Here is a 21,535-nt window from a genome sequence, read left to right as displayed (position 1 = left end):
TGACACGTCGCATTCGTCAGCAAGCTGGACTCCCACAGAGGTATGTTTCAGATCCGGAATCGTCATGAATCCTAGGCTCAACACACCGTCCCCAAACCCGCGCAACTCAAGCCTGCCTTCACCGGCAAATACTGTCGACGGATGCGCTCCAGTTCCCCGCTGGCGCGCAGGGTGTCGATTGCGCGATTGATGGGCGCAAGCCATTGCGCGTGCTGGGGCTGAAGCTTGAACACCAGTGGCGCCTCGCTGAGTTTGGCGCCTTGACGGAACAGGTTGGGGTCCAGGTGGTTGCTGGTCACTAACGCGTTGAAGATGTCGTCGACCATCGCAATGGCGTCGACGCGTCCGTTGCCGAGCAGTTTGATCAACGCATCCTCTTGTGACGTCTCGAGCCGATCGAGCCTGTGGGCCGTTATGGCCGGATCCAGTGCCCAGTAGGTATAGCCGCGCACCATGCCGATGGTGAGCTGATTCAGCTGCTCGATGGACTGCTTGCGTGCGGGATGATCGGCGAGGAAGTAGAGGTGCTCGTTGACCACGGAGTAGGGTTTGGAGAAGACGTAATGGCGCTGTTCTTGCGGGCTGTTCCAGATCAGCGCGTCGGCGTAGTTAATGTCGATTTCGCCTTTCTGCAGCATGGATTGCAGGCGGTTGACCGGGTATGTGACGAAGGTCACGTCGACATTGGCCAGCTCCATCACCCGCCGTGCGATGTCGACGGACACGCCGAGTAAATGACCGTTCTCGTCTTCGTAGGCGTAAGGCTTCCACTGCGCGCCGCCCGCCACGTAAGGCCCTGCTAGAACAGGCAACGCGAGCAAGCAAAGCAAACAACCGCTCAACAGTCTGCGTCGAAATCCCATGCGATCCGTCAGCCCAGGCCCAAAGTGGATCCCAAGGCTACCAGTTGAAAATGTCTGGGATGTGTCGTAATGCCACTATTTGCAGGCGGCTTCACGAAAATCCGCAAAAAAAGCCCGCGCTGACGGGTATCAGGCGGGCTTGAGGTCTCTAGAGCGTCGCAGCGAGGATCAGGCGCCGGGACTTAAACGGATGATCTTGGGAAATTCGGACAGCGTTATCGGGGTCGAGCACTGATCTGCGTTGCATCGCCAGTGCTGTTCGCTGTCGGTCATGCCCTTGTTTGGAGACTGCGTGTCCAGTATGCGGACGGGACCGTTGTTCATCGCCGTGGCGTTGACCTGGTCCTCACGCGATCTCCCGGTTGCCCAGACCACCATGATGCGTTCGCGGCCGTCGCTGAAGGCCAGCTTGTACACGTTATCGGCCTGCAGGCTGTTGCTGGCGTCGTAGTTGAAGTTGCGCAGATAGGGACTGATTGCCTTGAGCGTCGCGTACGCAGGCTTGGGGCTCAGGTCGATATTGAGCAGCCCGAAGTTATGCTCTTGATCGTCCCGCGCCGTGCCGTCGTTGATCAGGTCGTACCACCACATGCCCTTGATGTTGGGCACGGTGCGGGCCAGGAAATAGGCGCGGGCCAGATACGCCGACTGGCGCACCGCGCTGATGCCGCAGTTGCCCTCGTGGCTGGGCCATGCCATCTCGGTCAGGTACAGCGACACAGGCTTGCCGGCTTTGCCGGAGAAGCGACGGTCCAGATCGCGCATCCAGTTGATCCAGCTTTCGGGCGTGTTGTGATCGCGACCTTCGCAATGCACATAAGGGTGCAAAGAGAGGCCGTCCGCATACTTGAGCACGCCAGCGGCCAGCATGCGGTCAACGAAACCACCTTTGATCCCCGCCGACGTGACGGCGCCTGCCAGCACTTTTGCCTGTGGATTGTTCTTGCGAATGATTGGCGCGGCATCCTTCACCAACGCCACATAATCGCTGCTCAGGCGCGCATCACTCGGGCCTTCGATGTCCCACTCGTTCCAGACTTCGTAGTACTTCACCGGGTTGCCGAGCTGCCGGGTGGTGTAGTCGACGTAGCTCAGGTACGGAATTTTGATTTCAGGCTTGCGTGGCTTCGCGTTGCCATTGAACGAGGTGCCGTAGCCCAGAATGACCATGGGGCTCAGGTCCAGCGCGCTGGCGGTGTTAAGCCAGGCGCGCCATTGCGGGATGATGCGCAGTTGTTTCGGTGTCGGCTCGGCCGTGGACCAGAACGCGTCGTCACGTACCGATGTCACCCCTGCCGCCGTTGCCAGTTCAAGGCTGCGCAACGGTTGGGCCAGGTTGTTCATCGAATGGGTGGCGACACCGACGATGAAGGGATCCGCTGCGGCGACGTTAGCCAGGAACAGGCTGGACAGTAACAGCAGGCCTTTACGGCCAATACGCAGTGCATTCATTGGGGAACTTCCGTGTCAGCTCAACCCGGGCAGGCCGGTCCATTGCGCTTGTTCATTCGGCTTTGGGACGGAGGCTTTCGCGTGCGACCTCGCTGCAAGCGCATGTCCGATGGCCATGCCGAGAAACAGGTTGGCCAAGGTCACTTCCAGGGTGTCGGTGGTCCAGCTGACGATGCAGATGCAGAAACCGGTCGCCAGCATGGCGCGTCCATAACGAGTGACGCTGTCGGCCAGGATGAAAAACAGCGGGATGTGCATCGCATACAGGAACAACCCGGCCAGGCCGAAGGTTGCCCAGAGGTAAACCACGGTGCTGTCCGACACCATGAAGATGTCCGCACCGACCACCGGGAACGCCGCCACGGCACTGCCGACCAGCCCGAAGCCTGCACCCGTGTACTCGCGGTCTTCGTTCATCAGCACTCTGATCACGTTGGGCCAGGTGTTGACGAGTCGGTCATAGATCGATGACAGCGAGTTGCCCGCCGAGACTTTGTTGGGGTCGAAGTCGAACGCCATCGCAATGAAAGGCAGTGACATGCCGAGCAGTACCGCTGCGATGATGGCGCCGCGCGTGGTCCAGCGAAACCGCGTGATCATCAGCAGGCCGACGCCGCCGATAAACGCCAGCGCCGGTGCCTTACTGGTGGTCAGCACGACGCCGGCAAAGCCGATGGCGCAAACCCCGATCACCAGCGTTTTTGAACGCAGGGTTGCCATCAGGTAAAGGCTGAAGATGGAGATGATGATTGCCAGCGCACTGGATATCCGGGCAAAGCCGGCCGGGCGGTCAGCTTCTTCCGACGCCCAGGTGGTGTTGGCGCTGAGTTCGGTGCCGCCAATGCTGTAGCTGTAACCCTTCCAGGGCAGGTCGGTGTATTTGTCCAGCGCGATACCGGCCAGAGATGCCAGCAGCGCGAAAGCGATGGCCCACATGAACAGGCGCTTGTGCCGGGTGATCTGGTCGCCGCAGGCCATCCCGAACAACAACGGGCTGATGCCATACAGCGCGAACGCAAAGTTGCCCGCGCTCGCGCCGTTCAACGCCGCCCAGGCCGCAGACAAGAGCAGCACCAGGAAGCTCAACCACACGCCGGGCCCGGCTTTGAAGCTGCGCAGTTCGAGGGCGAAGAACAAGAGGCACGCGACTTTCGGGGCGTACAGCAGTACCGAAATCCCGGCCTTGTCCAGATAGAAACGCAAGGCGCCGGAAAAGGTTTCGACCAGAATCAGGCTGATCGCGACCAGCACGATAGCGGTTGATTTGTCGAACGACAGCATCGACGGCTTTTCAACGTAAGCAGGGGAGGTCGACATCATGGTTACTGCCCCTCGGGAGCGCAGAAATGGGAAGAGATCATCAGACGTGGAGGCGCAAGGCGAGCGCGTCGCCTGCAAGGCAAAGCTACCGCTCATCGAACTCGGCGGTGGCCGTCGATTGAGCTTGAAAAAAATAGATTCAGGCGCAGGCCATATCGAGGAGGTGACCGTGGTTCAGGTCCCTCTCACGCGGTGTGACAGGGGATATATCAGCCTCAGAAGCAGAGGCTGTCAATCAATTAGTCAAATTTTCGGACAGTTCTAAGAGGTCCTGAAATTCGCGATCTGTAACCTGTTGAATTGATTGATAGATAGAAATTTGACGCTATTAAACAGGAGGGGAAATGAGCCATAGGCAGGGCTGCCTATGACTCATTTTCGTTACACGTCAGGCTGAAAACCTGCTTTTGTGAACATCAGGTGTACTTGCGTTTGTCGGGCGCAGGAGGGAAATACTGATACAGCCACGTTTCGCTGAGAGTGCGGTCGCCGGTCTTGATGAACATGCGCATTTCCACCGGGTCCACCGAGTCGCTGGTCGGATACCAGTCGAAGGTCACGCGAAAGCCCTTGATGTCCGGGAGCACCAGGACGTTGAAGTCCTGGACCTTGCCGTTCGACACCGTGACCACCGGCTCGATACCCGAACCCTCTGGCAAGCGGTCGATCCCGCCGCCATTGAAATCCACAGCGAAACGGCGTGCCCAGACGTCCGGGTAATGCTCGCCCGGCGCCCAGCCTTCGATGAAGCCGCCCATGCCCGAACGGGTGGCATGAACCTGAGCCAAGGGCGTGCTCACCGGTGGCAGCGGGCTCCAATACAGCTTGTAGCCGTAGTTCATCGACATGCCGGCCTTGATCGGCACTTTCGGGTTCCAGAATGCAACGATGTTATCCAGCGTCTCGCCGGTCGTTGGCAGCTCCATCAGATCAATCGACCCTTCACCCCATGCCGTAGTCGGTTCGCACCAGAGGCTCGGTCGGCGGTGATACCAGTCGACGGTGTCTTGGTAGGTCTTGAAATCGTGGTCGGTCTGCACCAGGCCGAAGCCTTTCGGGTCTTTGTCGGCGAACGCGTTGAACTGCAACTTCGCCGGATTGTTCAGCGGGCGGCAAATCCACTCGCCGTTGCCGCGCCACATCGCCAGCCGGTCCGAGTCATGAATCTCCGGGTGAAGGGTGTCGCACATCCGGCGTTCATGGGTGCCGCAGCTGAACATGCTGGTCATGGTTGCGATGCCCATCTGTTCGATATCGGCGCGGGCATTGATGTGAGCGTCGATGTCCATGACCACGCGATCGGCCTGACAGTCGATGTCGAAGCGGTACGCGCCGGTTGCGCTGGGCGAATCCAGCAGCGCGTAGACCACGAAGCGCGTGGCGTCCTTGGTCGGTTTCTCGAACCAGAATTTGGTGAAATCAGGAAACTCTTCAGGCTTGTGGGCGTAGGTGTCGATGGCCAGACCCCGCGCCGACAGGCCGTACTGCTTGTTGCTGTCGATTGCGCGGAAGTAGCTGGCGCCGAGAAACGAGAGAATGTCGTTGATCGCAATCTCCGGCGCCTTGAACAGCTTGAAGCCGGCAAATCCCAGATCGCCCTTGAGCTGGCTCTGGTCGATTCGACTGGTTTCGTAATTGAACAGCTCGGGACGGAAGTGCACTTCACGCGCTTCTTGAGAGGCGGGGTCCACGCTGTACATGCGCACGGGGGTCTTGAAGCCCGCGCCGACGTGGAAGAAATGCACGTCGAGCTGGCCTTTGACGTCATTCCAAAGGGAATGGCCGGCGTCGTATTTGATCGCATTGAACTGCTGAGGCGTCATGTTCGCCAAGGTGGGCGGCAGGTTCTGCTTGGTGCTGACATAGGCTTTGCCGGCCATTTGCTTGGCGAGGTCTTGCAAGGTCTTGAAGTCGAAATGCTCGATTTCGCCATCGGCCGCTGCGGCCAATGCACGTGCAGCGTAAAGGCCCGAGGCGGGCAGCGCGCTATAGGCTGCCAACGCCATGGACGCTTTCAGGAGATTCCTGCGATTCATAAGGTGAAGCCTCTGAAGAAATGCTGTGCCTTCCTGCACAAAAAAGTGCGCTTTCCCAATCCTTGCCGAACGCAAATTACCAACAAACAGATAACAATCTCGTCATCTTGTTCGCAAAAAAGATAAAAAATCGTTTCAGAGCACTACTATCGTTTCTTCAGCGTGTTGCGGAGTGTGTCCTCAAGCCTGCTGGATGAACGCCAGGCGCACAGCGAAGCCGATCAGCAGGCTGCCGAACAGCCACTGTTGTATCCGTTGCGCCGTCGCATTGCGCGCCAGCCACCTGCCGATCCAGCCACCCGCCATGGCGTAGACGCTGTCGAACGAGAGGCCGATCAACACCAGAATCACACCGAGTTGGGCGAATTGTCCGGCCACCGAACCCGCGTTGGCGTCGATGAACTGCGGCAGCAGCACCGAACAGAACAGCAGCGCCTTGGGGTTGAGCAGATTCGTCAACAGGCCGCGCAGGATGGCCGTGCGCCAAGAGATGGCCGATTCCCCGGAGGGGCCTTCGCTGGCGCCACTCATGATGCCCGGCTTGAACATCTTCAACCCAAGCCACAGCAGATAAGCCGCCCCGACGATGCGCACCCCTTCAAAGGTCCAGGGTGAGACTTTGAACAACGTCGCCAACCCCAATGCCGCCAGCGCTACATGGCAACCTCGGGCGATGGCCAGACCCAAGGCGGTCGCCAACGCTTTTGCGCGACCTTGGCGCGCTCCGGTTTGCAGCAGCAGGATCATGTCGGGCCCAGGCATCAGCAAGACCATGGACAGGGCGAGGATAAACAGCGTGAGGTTTTCCATTCTTCAGCTCTCCGGCAGGGATAACGGAAGAAAATTCTACGGTCGAAGGCGGGGGCAGGTGGTTGCGTGTTTGACCCTTTAAGCGCTTAGTATTGGCAGTTTCTGCCCTTTACTGCCCTGGAATGGCCGCACCTATGCCAAATCGATTGAACGTGAAACTGGATGCCTACGACCGCCGGATTCTCGACGCGCTTCAGCGGGACGGTCGTTTGACCAACGTGCAGCTCGCCGACGAGATCGGGTTGTCTGCCTCGCCCTGCTTGCGACGCGTTCGCCATCTGGAGGAAACCGGGGTGATTCGCGGGTATCAGGCAACGCTGGATGCCGAGACGCTCGGCTTGGGCCTGACGGTGTTTATCGGGGTGAAGGTCGATCGCCATCATGAAGACGAGGCGCAGAGGTTTCATCAGGTGGTGTCTGAGTGGCCGGAGGTCATCTCGGCGTATCTGGTGTCCGGCGAGTCGGATTTCCTCCTGCATGTGGTGGTTCCCGACTTGCGCGCGTACGACAGGTTTCTCTCCGATACCCTGCTGAAGATGCCGAGCGTGCGGGACATCCGCAGCAACTTCGCGATCCGCACGCTCAAGCCACAAGGGCCGCTGCCGCTCGGGCATTTGCCGGTTTAAAGCCAATGTCCGGTGCGCGACCTCGCTGTAGGAGCCGGCTTGCTGGCGAACGGGTTCTATCCGCTAATGGATCTGTCACTGATCCACCGCTTCGCCAGCAAGCCGGCTCCTACAGGAGTCATCGATCGCGCCATGCCGGTAGTTTACGCCTGCGTCGTATGCCCCCCGGCTCCCATCGCTGCCTGGCGCAGCGCTTCGGAGCGCGTCGGGTGAGGGTGGCAGGTCAGGGCGATATCTTCCGCTGACGCCGCGAACTCCATCGCCACGCAGTATTCGGCGATCATCTCGCTGACGCTTGGGCCGACCAGGTGTACACCGAGAATTTCGTCAGTCTTCTCATCAGCGAGCACTTTCGCGAAGCCATCGGTTTCGTGATTCACTTTCGCCCGGCTGTTGGCGCTGAAAGGGAATTTGCCGACCTTGTAAGCACGGCCTTCCTCCTTCAACTGCTCTTCGGTCTTGCCGACACTGGCGAGCTCCGGCCACGTGTAGATCACGTTGGGGATCAGGTTGTAGTTGAGCTCGCCTTTCTTGCCGACGATACGCTCCATGCATACCGCCGCTTCGTCCTCGGCCTTGTGCGCCAACATCGGCCCCGACGTCACGTCGCCGATTACCCAGATACCGTCGACGGCCGTGCGATGGCCTTTATTGGCGAGCACGCCGCGCTTGTCGACTTCCAACCCGACGGTTTCCAGGCCCAGACCTTTCGTCACGGGACGGCGGCCGATGGAAACCAGCACGTAGTCCGCTTCGATCACTTCAGCTTCACCGCCTGCAGCAGGTTCGACGGTCAGGCTGACGCCTGTATCGCTCGCAACGGCCGAGGTCACTTTTGAGCTCAGCTTGAAGTTCATGCCCTGACGCGACAGCGAGCGGTGCAATGTCTTGCCGGCTTCCAGGTCTGTGCCGTGGGCAACGTGGTCGAGGAACTCGACGACCGTGACTTTCGCGCCCAGACGCCGCCAGACCGAACCCAGCTCCAGACCGATCACGCCGGCACCGATGACAACCAGGTGCTTGGGCACTTCACTCAACGACAGCGCGCCGGTTGAATCAAGAATGCGCACGTTGTCGATGGTCACACCGGGCAGCGGCGTAGGTTCGGAGCCTGTGGCAATGATGATGTCCTTGGCTGTCAGCTCGGTTTCTGCACCGCTGGCGTCTTTGACAATGACCTTGCCGGGGCCTGCAATGCGTCCCCAACCCTTGATCCATTCGGCTTTGTACTTGCGGAACAGGAACTCAATGCCTTTCGTCAGGCCCGTCACGCTCTCGGCTTTCTGCGCCATCATTTGCGCCAGGTTCAACGTGGGCGTGACCTCGATACCCAGCTTCTTGAATTCCTCTCCGGCGGCCGCTTCATACAACTCGGACGCATGGAGCAAGGATTTGGACGGGATGCAGCCGACGTTCAAACAGGTGCCGCCCAAGGTTTCCCGGCCTTCGACACAAGCGACCTTCAGGCCTTTCTGGCCCGCGTGAATGGCAGCGTTGTAGCCGCCTGGGCCGCCACCGATGATGACAACGTCGTAGTGACTCATGAGCGCACTCCTGAATGAAAAATCGACAATGGAGGGAAGCGTAGCCCGCTCTCCAAAAATGTCTCGAAAGAACCGGGATCACTTAAATTATGATCGTAATATGTGTTCAGGTTGGAGTTGAGGTCAAGCACTGTGCTTTTCAAGGGGCATCAAGAGGCAACGTGCTGGTATGAAGTTCGCCTGTGGATAACGTGTTGGCAGGTTGTGTGTAAAGCTGTTGAAACAGTTCGCTCAGTCCGGTGCATAAACCTCCACCGTCGGGGGCTTGGTCACCTCCGCGACGGCGCGACGAATGCGGGCAAAGATGGTGATCAACAGCAGGACAGTCATTACCGCGAGGGCAATATTGATCGGCGCAGTGAGTACATAGCCCGAGCCGATTCCCGCACCGAAAACGCCAAAGCACACCAGACGCATGTCACTTTTCAACGGGCCGTCATGGCGCCGCGATGCCTTGATGAGCGGACCGAGCAGACCTGCAAACTCACTGAAGATTGCCAGTAAGGTGACGGTTAGAATCAGCAGGAGGCTGACCTTTGGAATGACCGCAAACGGCAGGAATAGCGCGGTTTCGGCCACAATACGGCTGAGTTCGTGGGCGCAGGTTCCGAGGCGGGAATGTTGGCCGAATTCGCTGATCAGCACCGCTTCGACGGCATTGAAGAGCATGCGAATGAGTATCCAGATCGGGATCAGAACGAAGATCCAGGGATGAAAGGCGAATGCCGCGACGAGTACGCCGACGGCCACTGAAATGAGTCCTGCGCACGACGTCACATGGATGGCGCGTACGCCGTCATCGAACAGGATTTTGGCCAGCGGATGCAGAAGTTTCTGCAGCCCGGTTCTGAGTGGGGTGAGCATGATCGCAGGCCAGCTCCCTGTGGATAACTGTCTGGGAGCATAGTGCAAGGTTTTTGGTTGTGCAGGCCCGGCATGCTGACGTTGTTATGCGCCCGGAGTAAGACGCGGTCTGCTTAGCAGCCAGATGGGTCCAGCCCATGAAGGGCTAACCTGTCTACGGGCTGTCTGAGTGAATAATTCGTCATGCAGGCCTGCAATTACCAGACGAAAATTTCACTACTTCTGTTATATCGTAACGCCCCGTAAAACGGTGTTTGGGCGTGTTGATAAGCAGGCCTGAAACGAACGGGAAGGGTGATGAATACAGCGTTCAGCAGGTTTTGGAGTGTCGATGCGGGTTGATCTGGATGTTGAAGGGGCTGAGCCGGCAAGCCTGCCGAGGTTCCAGCGTGCGAGTTTTCAGGCCGCGCGCCTGTCGCGACTGACCTACGTGCTGGGCGCCATGGGTGTGCTGGGTCTTGTGGTGTCGTTGTTCGTCGACCTGTTTTCTCCCAATTCGCTGTGGACCGCGGTGCTGACCAACAGCGCGGCCAGTCTGTTGGTGCTCGCTGCGGCGCTGCAGTCGGCGCAGGTCGTTGCGCTGTGGCGCGCCCACGTCATTGCACCTGATGAAGCAGTGATCGCGGTCGATGAGCAAACCGAGAACGAGCAGCCGGGTTGGTATGACCGCCTGCTTGGGCGCATCGGTAGTGCCGGGACGTCGATGGTCGGGCAGATCGGCACGCCGGTGTTCTGGTTGGCGGGATGGGCGTTGCTAGCGCTGATCAGTATTTCGATGATCTGGAACATGACCCTGGTCGGCAGCAGTGTCGGCCTGACGGGGAGCGTGGTCGGTGGATTGTTGCTGCTGATCGGCTTTGGTCTGCTGGTGCTCGAGCGTCAGTTCAGTAACGAATCCGAAGCGAGCTGGCCAGAAGCCGAGCAGTTGGCCCAGATCAGCCGGGTGGCCATTGGTACGTTGCTGATCGCCGCCTTCTGTCTGTTCTTTTCTTCCGCAGATCGCGTCTGGCCCGCTCGACTGGCCGTGCTGATCGGGCTGCTCCCGGGGCTGGTCGCTGTCGAACTGTTGATCCGTGCACTGCTGTCGATCTTCAGCCCGCGCAACGAGCGCCTGGAGCCGCGTCTGGTCGCCAGCAGCTTCGCCGCCGGCTTGCTGCGCTGGCCACCGCGTCCGCTGACAGCGTTGCAGAACGAATTGCACAACCGCTTTGGCATCGACTTGCGGCAGATCTGGGCGTTTACCTACATGCGTCGGGCGTTCCTGCCCGTGATGGCGGTGATCGTTGCCCTCGGCTGGGCGCTCAGCGGTGTACACGAAATTCCCATGCAGGGCCGAGGCATCTACGAGCGTTTCGGTAAACCGGTCGAGGTCATGGGGCCTGGGCTGCACGCCGGCCTGCCGTGGCCGTTCGGGACGGTACTGCCGGTCGAAAACGGCGTGGTTCACGAGCTGGCGACCAGTGTTTCCGAAGGCGCCAGCACGGAGCAGACCCTGGATCCCGCCGAAGGTCCGCCGCCCGCCGTTGCCAATCGACTCTGGGACGCCACGCACATCAACGACAAGTCGCAGGTGATCGCCAGCGGCTCGGGCGACAAGCAGAGCTTCCAGATCGTCAACATGGACGTGCGCTTCGTTTATCGCATTGGCCTGGACGACGAGGCCGCCATGGCGGCGACGTACAACAGCGCCGACATCCCCAGCCTGATTCGCAGCACCGCCAGCCGCGTGCTAGTCCACGATTTCGCGTCGCGCACCCTCGATGAATTACTGGGTGAGCAACGCACGGATCTGGCGGCCGACATCGGCAATGCCGTCGCGCGCGACTTGAAAAAGCTCGACAGCGGCGTGGAGATTCTCGCCACGGTGGTGGAGTCGATTCATCCGCCTGCGGGCGCCGCCAACGCCTATCACGCCGTGCAGGCCGCGCAGATCAGCGCGCAGGCATTGATCGCCCGTGAGCGCGGCGCCGCGGCGGATCAGGCGAACCTGGCGCAGCTGCATGCCAGCATCGCCCACGATCAGGCGGCCGCCAATTCGCGTGAAGTCATGTCGACCGCCCAGAGTGCCGACCTGCGCTTCAGTGCCGAACAACAGGGTTATGCCAAGGCGGGTCAGGCGTTTCTGCTGGAGCAGTACCTGAGCCAACTGACGCTGGGCATGACCCACGCCAAACTGCTGGTGCTCGATCATCGCCTGGGCGGCACCAGTGCGCCCACCATCGATCTGCGTTCTTTCACCCTCCCGGTCGACCCCGCGTCGTCCAAGTCAGCTGAACAGCCTTCGGCTGAATAAGGAGTCCTCCCTTGAGTCTGTTTCATAACCACGATCACCACGACCATGCAGGTCATGACCATGGCGGTCATCATCACGGGCATCACCATCACGGTGAAGCGTCGGGCCCGGCAGCCTTTCCCTGGCGTCGCGCGTCACTGGCAGCCGTGCTGATCGCGTTTGCCGTGGCCGCTGCGAGCCTGGTGCAGGTGCGTTGCGGCGAGGCGACGGTGGTGACGCGCTTCGGCAATCCGTCCCGCGTATTGCTAGACCCGGGCCTGAGCTGGCGCTGGCCTGCGCCGTTCGAAGCCGCAATTCCTGTGGACCTGCGCCTGCGCACGACATCAAGCGGCTTGCAGGATGTCGGCACCCGCGACGGCCTGCGCATCATCGTTCAGGCGTATGTCGCCTGGCAGGTGCAGGGCGACCCCGACAACGTGAAACGCTTCATGCGCGCCGTGCAGAATCAGCCGGATGAAGCCGCCCGCCAGATCCGTACGTTTGTGGGCTCCGCACTGGAGACCACCGCCGCGAGTTTCGACCTGTCGAGTCTGATCAATACCGACGCCAGTCAGGTGCGCATCGCCGATTTCGAAAACCAGCTGCGTCAGCAGATCGACAAGCAACTGCTGACCACTTATGGCGTACGCGTCCTGCAGGTGGGTGTCGAGCGTCTGACGCTGCCTTCGGTAACCCTCAATGCCACGGTCGACCGCATGCGCGCCGAGCGTGAAACCATCGCCACCGAACGCACGGCGATCGGCAAGCGCGAAGCCGCGCAGATTCGTTCGGCTGCCGAACGTGATGCGCGGATCGTTGAGGCGGATGCCACCGTGAAAGCCGCCGACATTGAAGCCCAGTCCCGCGTCGAAGCGGCGTTGATTTATGGCCGCGCTTACGCCAGCTCGCCGCAGCTGTACAACCTGCTGCGCTCGCTCGACACCCTCGGCACCGTCGTGGGCCCGACCACCAAGCTGATCTTGCGCACCGATGCCGCGCCGTTCCGTGTGTTGGTAGACGGTCCGCCCCAGTTGGACGGGAAGCAGGATGGCAAGGCTGGAACGCAACCATGAGTGACCAGGACTCGATGCAGGTCGAGCGTCCCGTGGTCAACAGCCCGTGGTTGCAGGCCAGCCGGTTGGCGTTTTTGGGGCTGTACGTGGTCACGTTGCTGGCCGCGCTCGGCTGGGCCGTGTCCAACGTGCGTCAGATCGACCCGCAAAACCGTGCCGTGGTGTTCCGCTTCGGCGAGCTCGATCGGGTACAGAACGCAGGCCTGTTGTTAGCCTGGCCGCAACCTTTCGAACAGGTCGTGCTGCTGCCCTCGGCAGATCGAGTGATTGAGCGGCATGTGGAAACCTTGCTGCGCTCGCCCACCGCATTGGCGGCTGACAAGGTCACCAGCTTCGCCACGCCCATGAGTGATGCGCTGGCGGGGTCCGGTTATCTGCTGACCGGTGATGCGGGTGTGGTGCAGCTGGATGTGACGGCGTACTACAAGGTCACCGACCCGCGTGAGTTTGTGTTGCAGGGCGAGCACGTGTTGCCAGCGCTGGACCGTTTGGTGAATCGCAGCGCCGTCAGCCTCACGGCGGCGCGGGATCTGGACACGATTCTGGTGGCGCGGCCTGAGTTGGTCGGGTCGGACAGTCAGTCGGCCGAGCGTCGCGAGCGTCTGCGTGGCGATCTGGTGCAAGGCATCAACAAGCGCCTTGATGAACTGACGGCAACGGGCGTCGGATTGGGCGTGGAGGTGGTTCGGGTGGACGTGCAATCCAGCCTGCCTGCAGCGGCCGTGAACGCATTCAATGCTGTTTTGACCGCCAGCCAACAGGCCGATCAGGCGGTGGCCAACGCCCGTACCGATGCGGAAAAAGCCAATCAGACCGCCAACCAACAGGCCGATCGTACCTTGCAGGTTGCTCACGCCCAGGCGTCCGAACGATTGGCCAAAGCACAGACCGACACCGCTGCTGTGACCGGTCTGGCGCAGTCGATCCAGAACAAGAGCGACCCTGGCCTGCTGCTGCGCATTTACCGCGAGCGTGTGCCGGGCATTCTCAAACAGGCCGGTTCCGTGACGACGGTCGATCCCCATGACGATTCACGCCTGATCATTCAGGGAGCTGACAAATGAGTGGCGAAGCTGTACACAACCACGCGGATGAACACGCGCACGACCACAACGACTCGCCCGCACCTGGCAGCATGCTGACCGGCAAAGAACAGCGCAGCGCCGCCCGCCAACTGACGCTGGCAATGCTCGCGCTGGGGTTGTTGGCGTTGGGTTTGGTCTGGCGGTTTTTTGCGCCTGAGCAAGTCGGCGTCAGTCAGTTATTGCTGGGCGCCGCCTCATTGCTGGTGGCAATTCCGGTGGTTAGTGCCGGCTGGCACAGCCTGCGCTATCCCAGTCTGCACGGCATCACCGACCAACTGATCGCGTTGGCGATGCTGGGTGCCTGGGCCACGGGTGACCTCATGACCGCCGCCTTGCTGCCCATCATCATGATCTTCGGCCACGTGCTGGAAGAGCGCAGCGTCATCGGTTCTCAGGAAGCGATTCAGGCGTTGGGTCGCCTGACTCGAAGCCATGCGCGCCTGATCGCTGCCGACGGCTCGATCCGTGAAGTCGATAACGGCTCGCTGGTGGCCGGTGATCGGGTAGAGGTACGCGCGGGCGATCGGGTGCCGGCCGACGGTCTGGTGATGTCCGGACAGGCGAGCCTCGACACAGCGCCCATCACCGGAGAATCAGTGCCGCTGGAAGCGCGTGCCGGCATGGAAGTGTTTGGCGGTGCGATCAACCTCGACGGCCTGCTGCGCATCGAAGTGACGCGCATCGGTAACGAGTCGACGCTGGGCAAGGTCATCGCCCTGATGCAGAGCGCCGAACGTTCCAAACCACCGATTACACGCCTGCTGGAGCGATACGCCGGCAGTTACATGGTGCTGGTGTTGCTGATCGCGGCCGTCACCTGGTTCATCACCAATAACGCGCAAGCCATGCTCGCGGTGCTGGTCGCCGCATGCCCGTGTGCACTGGTGCTGTCGGCGCCCGCGACGGCCATTGCCGGGATCGCGGTGGCGGCGCGTCACGGCATTCTGATTCGCAGCTCGGCATTCCTTGAGGAGTTGGCCGACCTGACGTCGCTGGTCGTCGACAAGACCGGGACGCTCACGTACGGCAGCCTTCGCCTGCAGTCGATACAGGCCGAGGAGGGCGCAGGCGAGGACGTGGCCGCGCTGGCGGCGAGCCTCGGTTCGGCGAGCAGCCATCCGGTCAGTCGTGCGCTTGCGGGGCTGGTGGAAAAAAAGGACTTGCTGGCGCTGGAAGACATTCGCGAGCGTCAGGGCCTGGGTGTCGTTGCGCAGACTGCGCGAGGCGAAGCGGCGTTGGGGCGTCCTGAATTGTTCGCCCAGTTGGGCATCCCGACGTCGCCGGTTCCCAATCACGACGGCCCGATTGCCGGATTGGCAGTCGACGGTGTGTTCCTCGCCTGGCTCCTGCTGGCCGACAGCCTCAAGCCTGAGGCGCGTCAAGCGTTGAGCGAGCTGCGTGATCTGGGGATGGGGCGTCAGTTGTTGCTGACCGGTGACCGTCAGAGTGTGGCTGACACCTTGGGGCACGAAGTGGGCATCAGCGACATCCATGCCCAGGCCTTGCCTGAGGACAAGCTCAATCGCGTGATGGGCGAGATCAAGAGCGGCTTTCGGCCGATGGTGGTCGGCGATGGCATCAACGACTCGCTGGCCTTGAAAGCGGGCGTCGTAGGCGTTGCCATGGGCGCTGGCGGTGCCGACATCGCGCTGGCTTCCGCCGACATCGTGCTGATCGGCAGCGACCTGCGTCGCCTGGGCACCTGCGTGCGCCTGAGCCGCCAGTGCCGACACACGCTGCAGGTCAATGTGATCATCGGTCTGGGCTGGACGCTGGCCATCGTTGCACTTGCCGCGTTCGGCGTGCTTGGCGCCGCAGGTGCGATGATTGCGGCGGTTTTGCACAACCTCAGCACCCTGCTGGTGCTGGGCAATGCTGGCCGTTTGTTGCGCTTCCACGAACCGATCGCAAAATTTCACAATCCCGCGTAAGCCTTTGTATTCGGCGCTTTCTCTGAGAGCGCCGGGTTAGAGGCCTTGGCTAAGTATAAAAATTCGCTTGAGCTTTGAAGAACTCTGTAACAAATTATCCTACAGTCATGAAGAGGGTGCTCCATCGCAGGCTTCAAATTGGCTAGAACCCCGGGGCGCATGGAAGGCCCGCATTCTGGTTCACCGTCGTTATTCAAAAAGCCGATAGCCTGACGATTCCTACGTGGAATCGGTTTTGGACTACCCTTTTCCGTGTTCCTGGATCAGGGGGTTTTCTCAATGCTCGCGCAACTTCCACCGGCGTTACAGAAACTTCATCTACCACTGCGACTCAAGCTTTGGGACGGCAACGAGTTTGATCTGGGGACTGATCCCAGCGTCACCATCGTCGTCAAAGACCCTTCATTGGTTTCCGATTTCTCGCACCCCAGCCTTGATCTGCTGGGCAGCGCGTTCGTTGAAGGCCGGCTTGAACTCGAAGGCTCGATCAGCGAAGTCATGCGGGTGTGCGATGAGTTGACCGCCGCCCTGGTGGACGAAGACGACAACGTCGTCCCGGTGCGCACGGAACACGACAAAGAAACCGACGCCAAGTCGATCTCCTACCACTACGACCTTTCCAATGCCTTCTACCAGTTGTGGCTGGACAAGGAGATGGTCTATTCCTGCGCCTACTTCAAGACAGGCCACGAAACGCTGGAGCAAGCGCAGCAGGACAAGTTCGACCACCTGTGTCGCAAGCTGCGCCTCAAGCCCGGCGAGTACCTGCTCGATGTCGGTTGCGGATGGGGCGGCCTGGCACGCTTCGCGGCGCGAGAGTATGGCGTGAAGGTGTTTGGCATTACCTTGAGCCGCGAGCAGTTGGCGCTGGCCAGAGATCGGGTAAAAGCCGAGGGGCTGGAAGACCGTGTCGAGCTGCAATTGCTCGACTACCGCGATCTGCCCCAGGACGGTCGTTTCGACAAAATTGTCAGTGTCGGTATGTTCGAGCACGTTGGTCATGCGAACCTGGAGCTGTACGCCAAGTGCCTGTTTGGCGCGGTGAAGGAGGGCGGTCTGGTGATGAACCACGGCATCACCGCCAAGCACACCGACGGTCGTCCGGTAGGGCGCGGCGCGGGTGATTTTATCGACCGCTATGTGTTTCCAAATGGCGAGCTGCCGCACCTGTCGATGATCACCGGGTTCATCAGTGAAGCCGGGCTGGAAGTCGTCGACGTCGAAAGCCTGCGTCTTCACTACGCCAGGACCCTCGATCACTGGAGCATGCGTCTGGAAGAGAAACTGGACGTGGCGGCGGCGATGGTGCCGGAGCAGGCCCTGAGGATCTTCCGTCTTTACCTGGCCGGCTGCGCGTACGCGTTTTCCAAAGGCTGGATCAACCTTCATCAGATCCTGGCGGTGAAGCCGCGCCCCGATGGCAGCCATGACTTGCCGTGGACGCGGGACGATCTTTACGCGTGAAGCAGGGCGAAGTCTGTTCTGCGTAGGAGCGAATTCATTCGCGAGACGGCGGCACAATCGCTGAACGTGTGCCGCCTGTACCTTGGCTTCGCGAATGAATTCGCTCCCACATTGGCGCTGCAGGATGTTAGAGGATCGGTGAAATCAACCGCGCGACGCGCATCCCCAGTTGCTGCAAGTGATGGGTTTCTTTGCTGTCCTCGATTGAAATTTCAATCGCCTGGGCGAAGTCATCGCTGAGCATGGCCTCGACTTCCCGGGCGAAATCCTCGTCCACGGTCAGCAGCATCAATTCGAAATTCAAGCGAAACGAGCGGTTATCCAGGTTGGCGCTCCCGATCGCTGAAATTTCGTTGTCCACCAGCACCACCTTCTGATGCAGAAAGCCCGGCTGATAGCGGAACATTCGCACGCCGGCGCGCACCGCTTCAAAGGCAAACAGGCTGGACGCTGCATACACGGTGTAATGGTCAGGGCGCGAAGGCAGCAGCAGGCGTACATCGACGCCCCGCAAAACGGCCAGGCGCAACGCTGCCGACACCGCTTCATCGGGGATGAAGTAGGGTGTGGTGATCCATACCCGTTGTGTTGCCGAGTGAATTGCTTCGACGAAGAACAGCGAGCAGGTTTCCTGGGAGTCTGCTGGACCGGTCGCGAGGAACTGACACAGCACGCCATCTTCGGGGTAGCTGTCAGGCAGGATCAGTGGCGGCAGTTGCCGCGTCGCCCAAAACCAGTCCTCGGCAAACGACTCCTGCAAACACGCCACTACCGGGCCGACGATGGCGACATGTGTGTCGCGCCAAGGCGCCAGCGGCGGCTTGAGGCCCAAGTATTCATCACCGACGTTATGCCCGCCGACGAAGCCTTTCACGCCATCCACCACGACGATTTTGCGGTGATTACGGAAGTTGATCTGAAAGCGGTTGAGCCAGCCGCCTCGAGTGGCGAATGCCTTGATCTGCACGCCGCCTACGCGCAGTTTCTCTATATAGCTGGCAGGCAGCGCATGGCTGCCGATGCGGTCGTACAGCACAAAGACCTCGACGCCTTCGGCGGCCTTCTCCAGCAGCAGCGCTTGCAGTCGTCGTCCGAGGCCATCGTCATGAATGATGAAAAACTGCACGAACACTACCCGCTTCGCGGCGCGTATCGCCTCAAGGATCGCGGTAAATGTCGCGTCGCCATTAATGAGCAGTTTCACTTCGTTATTGGCCAGGCAGGGCATGCGCCCCAGCTTGGGCATGGCGCGCAGCGATTCGTAGGCGTCCGAACGGCGGGCGGCTACGGCTTCTTCGATCCAAGGCTTCCAGTTGAAATCGACGATGGCGTTGCGCATCTCGTTGTTCGCCTGCCGTCGTGCCTTGATGTAGGCGTCGAAGGTGCTGCGGCCAAAGACGAGGTAGGGAATGAGGGTGATGTAAGGGATAAAGATCAGCGGCATTGCCCAAGCGATTGAGCCTTGTGCGGTGCGCACGGTCAGCAACGCATGAATCGCTGCTACGATGCCCAACAAGTGAGTAAAACCCAGCAAGTAGCCAAAGAAATACGGGCTGTGATAATCCATGCGCAACCTTGTGCTGTAGGCGTCTTGGTGTCTAACAGACCACAGTACGGGAGGATTGTCGCTATTTTATTAGGGCTGCAACTGGCGGCACGATTCGTCGTCTAAGCCTCATCGTCTACCGGCTTTAAAGGGCCGTGTTCAAACTGCTTCTGAGCAAAAAGGAAATCAGGTTCATGAAAAAGCGCGTATTGGCGTTGATGGTTTGTCTGGCTGCGCCCTTCGCTCAAGCGCAAGTGCTGCAACCCGGGCTCTGGGAACTGACATCAAGCAACATGCAGGTCGATGGTCAGCAGATGCCTGATATGCAGGTCATGCTCGCCCAGCTGCAAATGATGGCCCCGCAGCAGCGCGCGGCCATGGAACAAATGCTGGCAAAACAAGGCATTACGTTGGGCGGGCAGGGCGTACGGGTTTGCCTTACGCCGGAGCAGGTGAAGAACGAGCAAATCCCGCTGACGGACCCTAAGACGGGATGCACGCAGCAGATCACCGACCGCAACGGCCCGACCTGGAAGTTCAAATTCAGCTGCCCACGTGCGCAAGGGACAGGCACTGCGCAATTTCTCAGTGATCGCGCGTTCAACACCCACGTGATCGGCTCCTTCAATGCCACCGGCCAGCAGCAAAACGGCAGCATGGACACGAAAGCAGTTTGGCTGGGTCAGAACTGCGGCACCGTAAAACCGAGGACCTGATAGACCGTTTGTCTGAACGCCCCGCCTGTCGGGGCGTTTTTATGTGCATCGTCCATTTCGTGCTCATGTTCCACGTGGAACATCTTCTTGTTTCACATGAGTTTTTTGTTCTTAACCTTTGATTTACGTCTCAATTTTTATCCGTTCTTATCAAAAGCTTCATCTTTGACCTTTGGTCGGCATGTTATATTGTTACTAAGAATGTCATGTCTATCAGAGCCGGGATGCTCGCTTTTCTACGGAACGTGTCATGCACCGACGTCAAATGCTGCTCAATATGCTTTTGGCCAGCGCCGCCTTCGCGCTTCCTTTTTCTGTCCATGCCGCTCAAATTCGCAACGCCCGACTCTGGCGTTCCGATAACAAACTGCGACTGGTGTTCGATCTCAGTGGTCCGGTGCAGTACAAGACCTTCACGCTGAGTGCGCCGGACCGCATCATCATCGATGTCAGTGGAGCGCGGCTGGAAGGCAACTTCCCCGAGCTGGCGCTGGAAAATACGCCGGTCAAGGCGATTCGCTCCGGGCATTTCGGACAGGGCGACACCCGCATCGTCCTGGACCTGACTTCGCCGGTGCAGCTCAACAGCTTTCTTCTCGGGCCAGAGGGTTCACAGGGCAATCGTCTGGTGGTGGATCTGGGTCACGACCTGGTGACGCACACGCCAGCGGCGCTCGCCGCCGCGCCTGCCGTACCGGTTAAAGAACCGCCTGCTCCTGTTCTCGATAAAAATCACCCCAAGCGCGACATCATGGTGGTGGTCGACGCCGGTCATGGCGGCAAAGACCCTGGCGCCATTGGTTCCAAAGGCGAGCGGGAAAAGGACGTGGTGCTGTCCATCGCTCAACTGTTGGCCAAACGCCTGAAGCGGGAAAAGGGTTTTGATGTGCGGTTGGTGCGTAACGATGACTTCTTCGTGCCGCTGCGCAAGCGCGTGGACATCGCCCGTAAGTACAACGCCGACATGTTTATTTCCGTGCACGCAGACGCTGCGCCAAGGCTGACCGCGTCCGGCGCATCGGTGTTTGCGCTGTCTGAAAATGGCGCGACCTCTGCCACCGCGCGATTCATGGCTCAGCGCGAGAACGGCGCAGACCTGATCGGTGCGACGAGTCTGCTCAATCTGAAAGACAAGGACCCGATGCTTGCGGGCGTGATCCTCGACATGTCGATGAACGCCACGATTGCTGCCAGCCTGCAGTTGGGCCACACCGTGTTGGGCAGTCTGGAAGGCGTGACCACGCTGCACCAGAAGCGCGTGGAGCAGGCGGGTTTCGCCGTGTTGAAATCACCGGATGTGCCGTCGATTCTGGTCGAGACCGGCTTCATCTCCAACAGCCGCGACAGCCAGCGCCTGGTGACGGCGCGTCACCAGCAGGCCGTGGCCGATGGCCTGTTCGATGGCATGAAGACGTACTTCGAACGCAATCCGCCTGCCGGTTCGTTCATTGCCTGGCGGCAGGCGCAGAAGGCGGCGGAACAGGCGGTCGTTTAACGACAGCCCATCACGCGATCACAGGTGATCTTGCTCCGGCTGCCGCTGGAGCTCGCCACCCGGCTGATCGTCGTCCAGCCGACCTTCCGGATGTACCCCGCCCAAGCCTCGCCATCCGAGGCCAGTCCTGTAAAAAACGTCATCGAGCCATACCGGCTATTGGTTTGCGCCCAGCGGCGACTGCCAGCGCTTTCATAGCCGCGCAAGTACATCGTCGTCCCCGACGTCGCCACGCTGTAGCGGTTGCCGTAGGCGTCGACGCACGCCAGTAATGTTGCGCTGCGGGTGCACAGCGCCTGACCGAGTCTGGGCGACGGCGGGGCAGCGAAGACCGGAGCGCTCAGCAGCAGGAAAAGGCCCATCAAAACCCTCAAAACGCTGATCATCGAGACGCCCTTGTAAAAAGTGTTAGCAGGTTTGTATTGTTATACTATAACG

Annotated in this window: 17 protein-coding genes; 8 read left to right on the top strand and 9 right to left on the bottom strand. The window is 60.1% G+C overall.

The window, feature by feature from the left end:
- Window positions 1–77: 77 nt before the first annotated feature.
- From BLS87_RS20090 to BLS87_RS20065, 5 genes are all read right to left on the bottom strand, one after another.
- Window positions 78–830 carry a substrate-binding periplasmic protein gene (locus BLS87_RS20090; protein WP_167362086.1) on the bottom strand — a complete coding sequence of 251 codons (753 nt, stop codon included), beginning with the start codon at window positions 828–830 and terminating at the stop codon, window positions 78–80.
- Between the two features lie 201 nt (window positions 831–1,031).
- Window positions 1,032–2,315, bottom strand: a complete 1,284-nt coding sequence (locus tag BLS87_RS20085) for a hypothetical protein (RefSeq protein WP_074754869.1) — start codon at window positions 2,313–2,315, stop codon at window positions 1,032–1,034.
- A 15-nt stretch (window positions 2,316–2,330) separates the two neighbouring features.
- Entirely contained in the window at window positions 2,331–3,635 is a 1,305-nt protein-coding gene (locus tag BLS87_RS20080) for a hypothetical protein (protein ID WP_341845437.1), read from the bottom strand.
- A 416-nt stretch (window positions 3,636–4,051) separates the two neighbouring features.
- The gene (locus tag BLS87_RS20070; protein ID WP_074754865.1) at window positions 4,052–5,671 is read right to left on the bottom strand and encodes a glucan biosynthesis protein D; all 1,620 of its coding nucleotides are present in this window, start codon (window positions 5,669–5,671) and stop codon (window positions 4,052–4,054) included.
- Between the two features lie 180 nt (window positions 5,672–5,851).
- Window positions 5,852–6,481, bottom strand: a complete 630-nt coding sequence (locus BLS87_RS20065; protein ID WP_074754863.1) for a LysE family translocator — start codon at window positions 6,479–6,481, stop codon at window positions 5,852–5,854.
- A 152-nt stretch (window positions 6,482–6,633) separates the two neighbouring features.
- Here BLS87_RS20065 and BLS87_RS20060 point away from each other — a divergent pair, with 152 nt between their 5' ends.
- Window positions 6,634–7,107: an Lrp/AsnC family transcriptional regulator gene (locus BLS87_RS20060; RefSeq protein ID WP_074754964.1), complete on the top strand. Its 474-nt coding sequence runs from the start codon at window positions 6,634–6,636 to the stop codon at window positions 7,105–7,107.
- Between the two features lie 143 nt (window positions 7,108–7,250).
- On the opposite strand, the gene lpdA is transcribed toward BLS87_RS20060, so the two are convergent.
- Window positions 7,251–8,651 carry a dihydrolipoyl dehydrogenase gene (lpdA, locus tag BLS87_RS20055; RefSeq protein WP_074754861.1) on the bottom strand — a complete coding sequence of 467 codons (1,401 nt, stop codon included), beginning with the start codon at window positions 8,649–8,651 and terminating at the stop codon, window positions 7,251–7,253.
- A 231-nt stretch (window positions 8,652–8,882) separates the two neighbouring features.
- Entirely contained in the window at window positions 8,883–9,401 is a 519-nt protein-coding gene (locus tag BLS87_RS20050) for a CDP-alcohol phosphatidyltransferase family protein (RefSeq protein WP_244165868.1), read from the bottom strand.
- 445 nt (window positions 9,402–9,846) lie between these two features.
- Between BLS87_RS20050 and hflK the strand changes: the two genes are divergently transcribed.
- The 5 genes from hflK to cfaB all read left to right on the top strand — a co-directional run bounded on the left by hflK (window position 9,847) and on the right by cfaB (window position 17,340).
- Window positions 9,847–11,808, top strand: coding sequence for a protease modulator HflK (gene hflK / locus BLS87_RS20045; RefSeq protein ID WP_074754857.1), 1,962 nt, complete (start codon window positions 9,847–9,849; stop codon window positions 11,806–11,808).
- An 11-nt stretch (window positions 11,809–11,819) separates the two neighbouring features.
- Window positions 11,820–12,860, top strand: coding sequence for a protease modulator HflC (hflC, locus tag BLS87_RS20040; RefSeq protein ID WP_074754855.1), 1,041 nt, complete (start codon window positions 11,820–11,822; stop codon window positions 12,858–12,860).
- Complete coding sequence (locus BLS87_RS20035; RefSeq protein ID WP_074754853.1) at window positions 12,857–13,924, top strand: SPFH domain-containing protein; 1,068 nt, start codon at window positions 12,857–12,859, stop codon at window positions 13,922–13,924. The genes hflC and BLS87_RS20035 overlap by 4 nt, the downstream gene beginning before the upstream one ends.
- Entirely contained in the window at window positions 13,921–15,876 is a 1,956-nt protein-coding gene (locus BLS87_RS20030) for a heavy metal translocating P-type ATPase (RefSeq protein ID WP_074754851.1), read from the top strand. The genes BLS87_RS20035 and BLS87_RS20030 overlap by 4 nt, the downstream gene beginning before the upstream one ends.
- A 279-nt stretch (window positions 15,877–16,155) precedes the next feature.
- Window positions 16,156–17,340, top strand: a complete 1,185-nt coding sequence (gene cfaB / locus BLS87_RS20025; RefSeq protein ID WP_074754849.1) for a C17 cyclopropane fatty acid synthase CfaB — start codon at window positions 16,156–16,158, stop codon at window positions 17,338–17,340.
- 127 nt (window positions 17,341–17,467) lie between these two features.
- Here the strand turns inward: cfaB and cls are convergent, their stop codons facing one another.
- Entirely contained in the window at window positions 17,468–18,907 is a 1,440-nt protein-coding gene (gene cls / locus BLS87_RS20020) for a cardiolipin synthase (protein ID WP_074754847.1), read from the bottom strand.
- Between the two features lie 173 nt (window positions 18,908–19,080).
- Between cls and BLS87_RS20015 the strand changes: the two genes are divergently transcribed.
- Both BLS87_RS20015 and BLS87_RS20010 read left to right on the top strand, forming a co-directional pair.
- On the top strand, window positions 19,081–19,602 hold the full coding sequence (locus BLS87_RS20015; RefSeq protein WP_074754845.1) for a DUF3617 domain-containing protein: 522 nt from the start codon (window positions 19,081–19,083) through the stop codon (window positions 19,600–19,602).
- Window positions 19,603–19,852: 250 nt separating this feature from the next.
- Window positions 19,853–21,097, top strand: a complete 1,245-nt coding sequence (locus BLS87_RS20010; protein ID WP_074754843.1) for an N-acetylmuramoyl-L-alanine amidase — start codon at window positions 19,853–19,855, stop codon at window positions 21,095–21,097.
- Here BLS87_RS20010 and BLS87_RS20005 read toward each other — a convergent pair.
- Window positions 21,094–21,483, bottom strand: a complete 390-nt coding sequence (locus BLS87_RS20005; protein WP_074754841.1) for a glutamine synthetase — start codon at window positions 21,481–21,483, stop codon at window positions 21,094–21,096. The genes BLS87_RS20010 and BLS87_RS20005 overlap by 4 nt on opposite strands.
- Window positions 21,484–21,535 lie beyond the last annotated feature (52 nt).

This window comes from Pseudomonas abietaniphila (genome assembly GCF_900100795.1).
GTDB lineage: Bacteria > Pseudomonadota > Gammaproteobacteria > Pseudomonadales > Pseudomonadaceae > Aquipseudomonas > Aquipseudomonas abietaniphila.
The sequence above is the reverse complement of the archived record's forward strand: the minus strand, read 5'-3'. Positions and strand labels throughout refer to the sequence as shown.

Bases quoted from the DNA above. Each gene is read 5' to 3' on its own strand.
- BLS87_RS20085 (WP_074754869.1), bottom strand. From the start codon at position 2,315: ATGAATGCACTGCGTATTGGCCGTAAAGGCCTGCTGTTACTGTCCAGC.
- BLS87_RS20080 (WP_341845437.1), bottom strand. From the start codon at position 3,635: ATGATGTCGACCTCCCCTGCTTACGTTGAAAAGCCGTCGATGCTGTCG.
- BLS87_RS20070 (WP_074754865.1), bottom strand. From the start codon at position 5,671: ATGAATCGCAGGAATCTCCTGAAAGCGTCCATGGCGTTGGCAGCCTAT.
- BLS87_RS20065 (WP_074754863.1), bottom strand. From the start codon at position 6,481: ATGGAAAACCTCACGCTGTTTATCCTCGCCCTGTCCATGGTCTTGCTG.
- lpdA (WP_074754861.1), bottom strand. From the start codon at position 8,651: ATGAGTCACTACGACGTTGTCATCATCGGTGGCGGCCCAGGCGGCTAC.
- hflK (WP_074754857.1), top strand. From the start codon at position 9,847: ATGCGGGTTGATCTGGATGTTGAAGGGGCTGAGCCGGCAAGCCTGCCG.
- BLS87_RS20035 (WP_074754853.1), top strand. From the start codon at position 12,857: ATGAGTGACCAGGACTCGATGCAGGTCGAGCGTCCCGTGGTCAACAGC.
- BLS87_RS20030 (WP_074754851.1), top strand. From the start codon at position 13,921: ATGAGTGGCGAAGCTGTACACAACCACGCGGATGAACACGCGCACGAC.
- cfaB (WP_074754849.1), top strand. From the start codon at position 16,156: ATGCTCGCGCAACTTCCACCGGCGTTACAGAAACTTCATCTACCACTG.
- cls (WP_074754847.1), bottom strand. From the start codon at position 18,907: ATGGATTATCACAGCCCGTATTTCTTTGGCTACTTGCTGGGTTTTACT.
- BLS87_RS20015 (WP_074754845.1), top strand. From the start codon at position 19,081: ATGAAAAAGCGCGTATTGGCGTTGATGGTTTGTCTGGCTGCGCCCTTC.
- BLS87_RS20010 (WP_074754843.1), top strand. From the start codon at position 19,853: ATGCACCGACGTCAAATGCTGCTCAATATGCTTTTGGCCAGCGCCGCC.
- BLS87_RS20005 (WP_074754841.1), bottom strand. From the start codon at position 21,483: ATGATCAGCGTTTTGAGGGTTTTGATGGGCCTTTTCCTGCTGCTGAGC.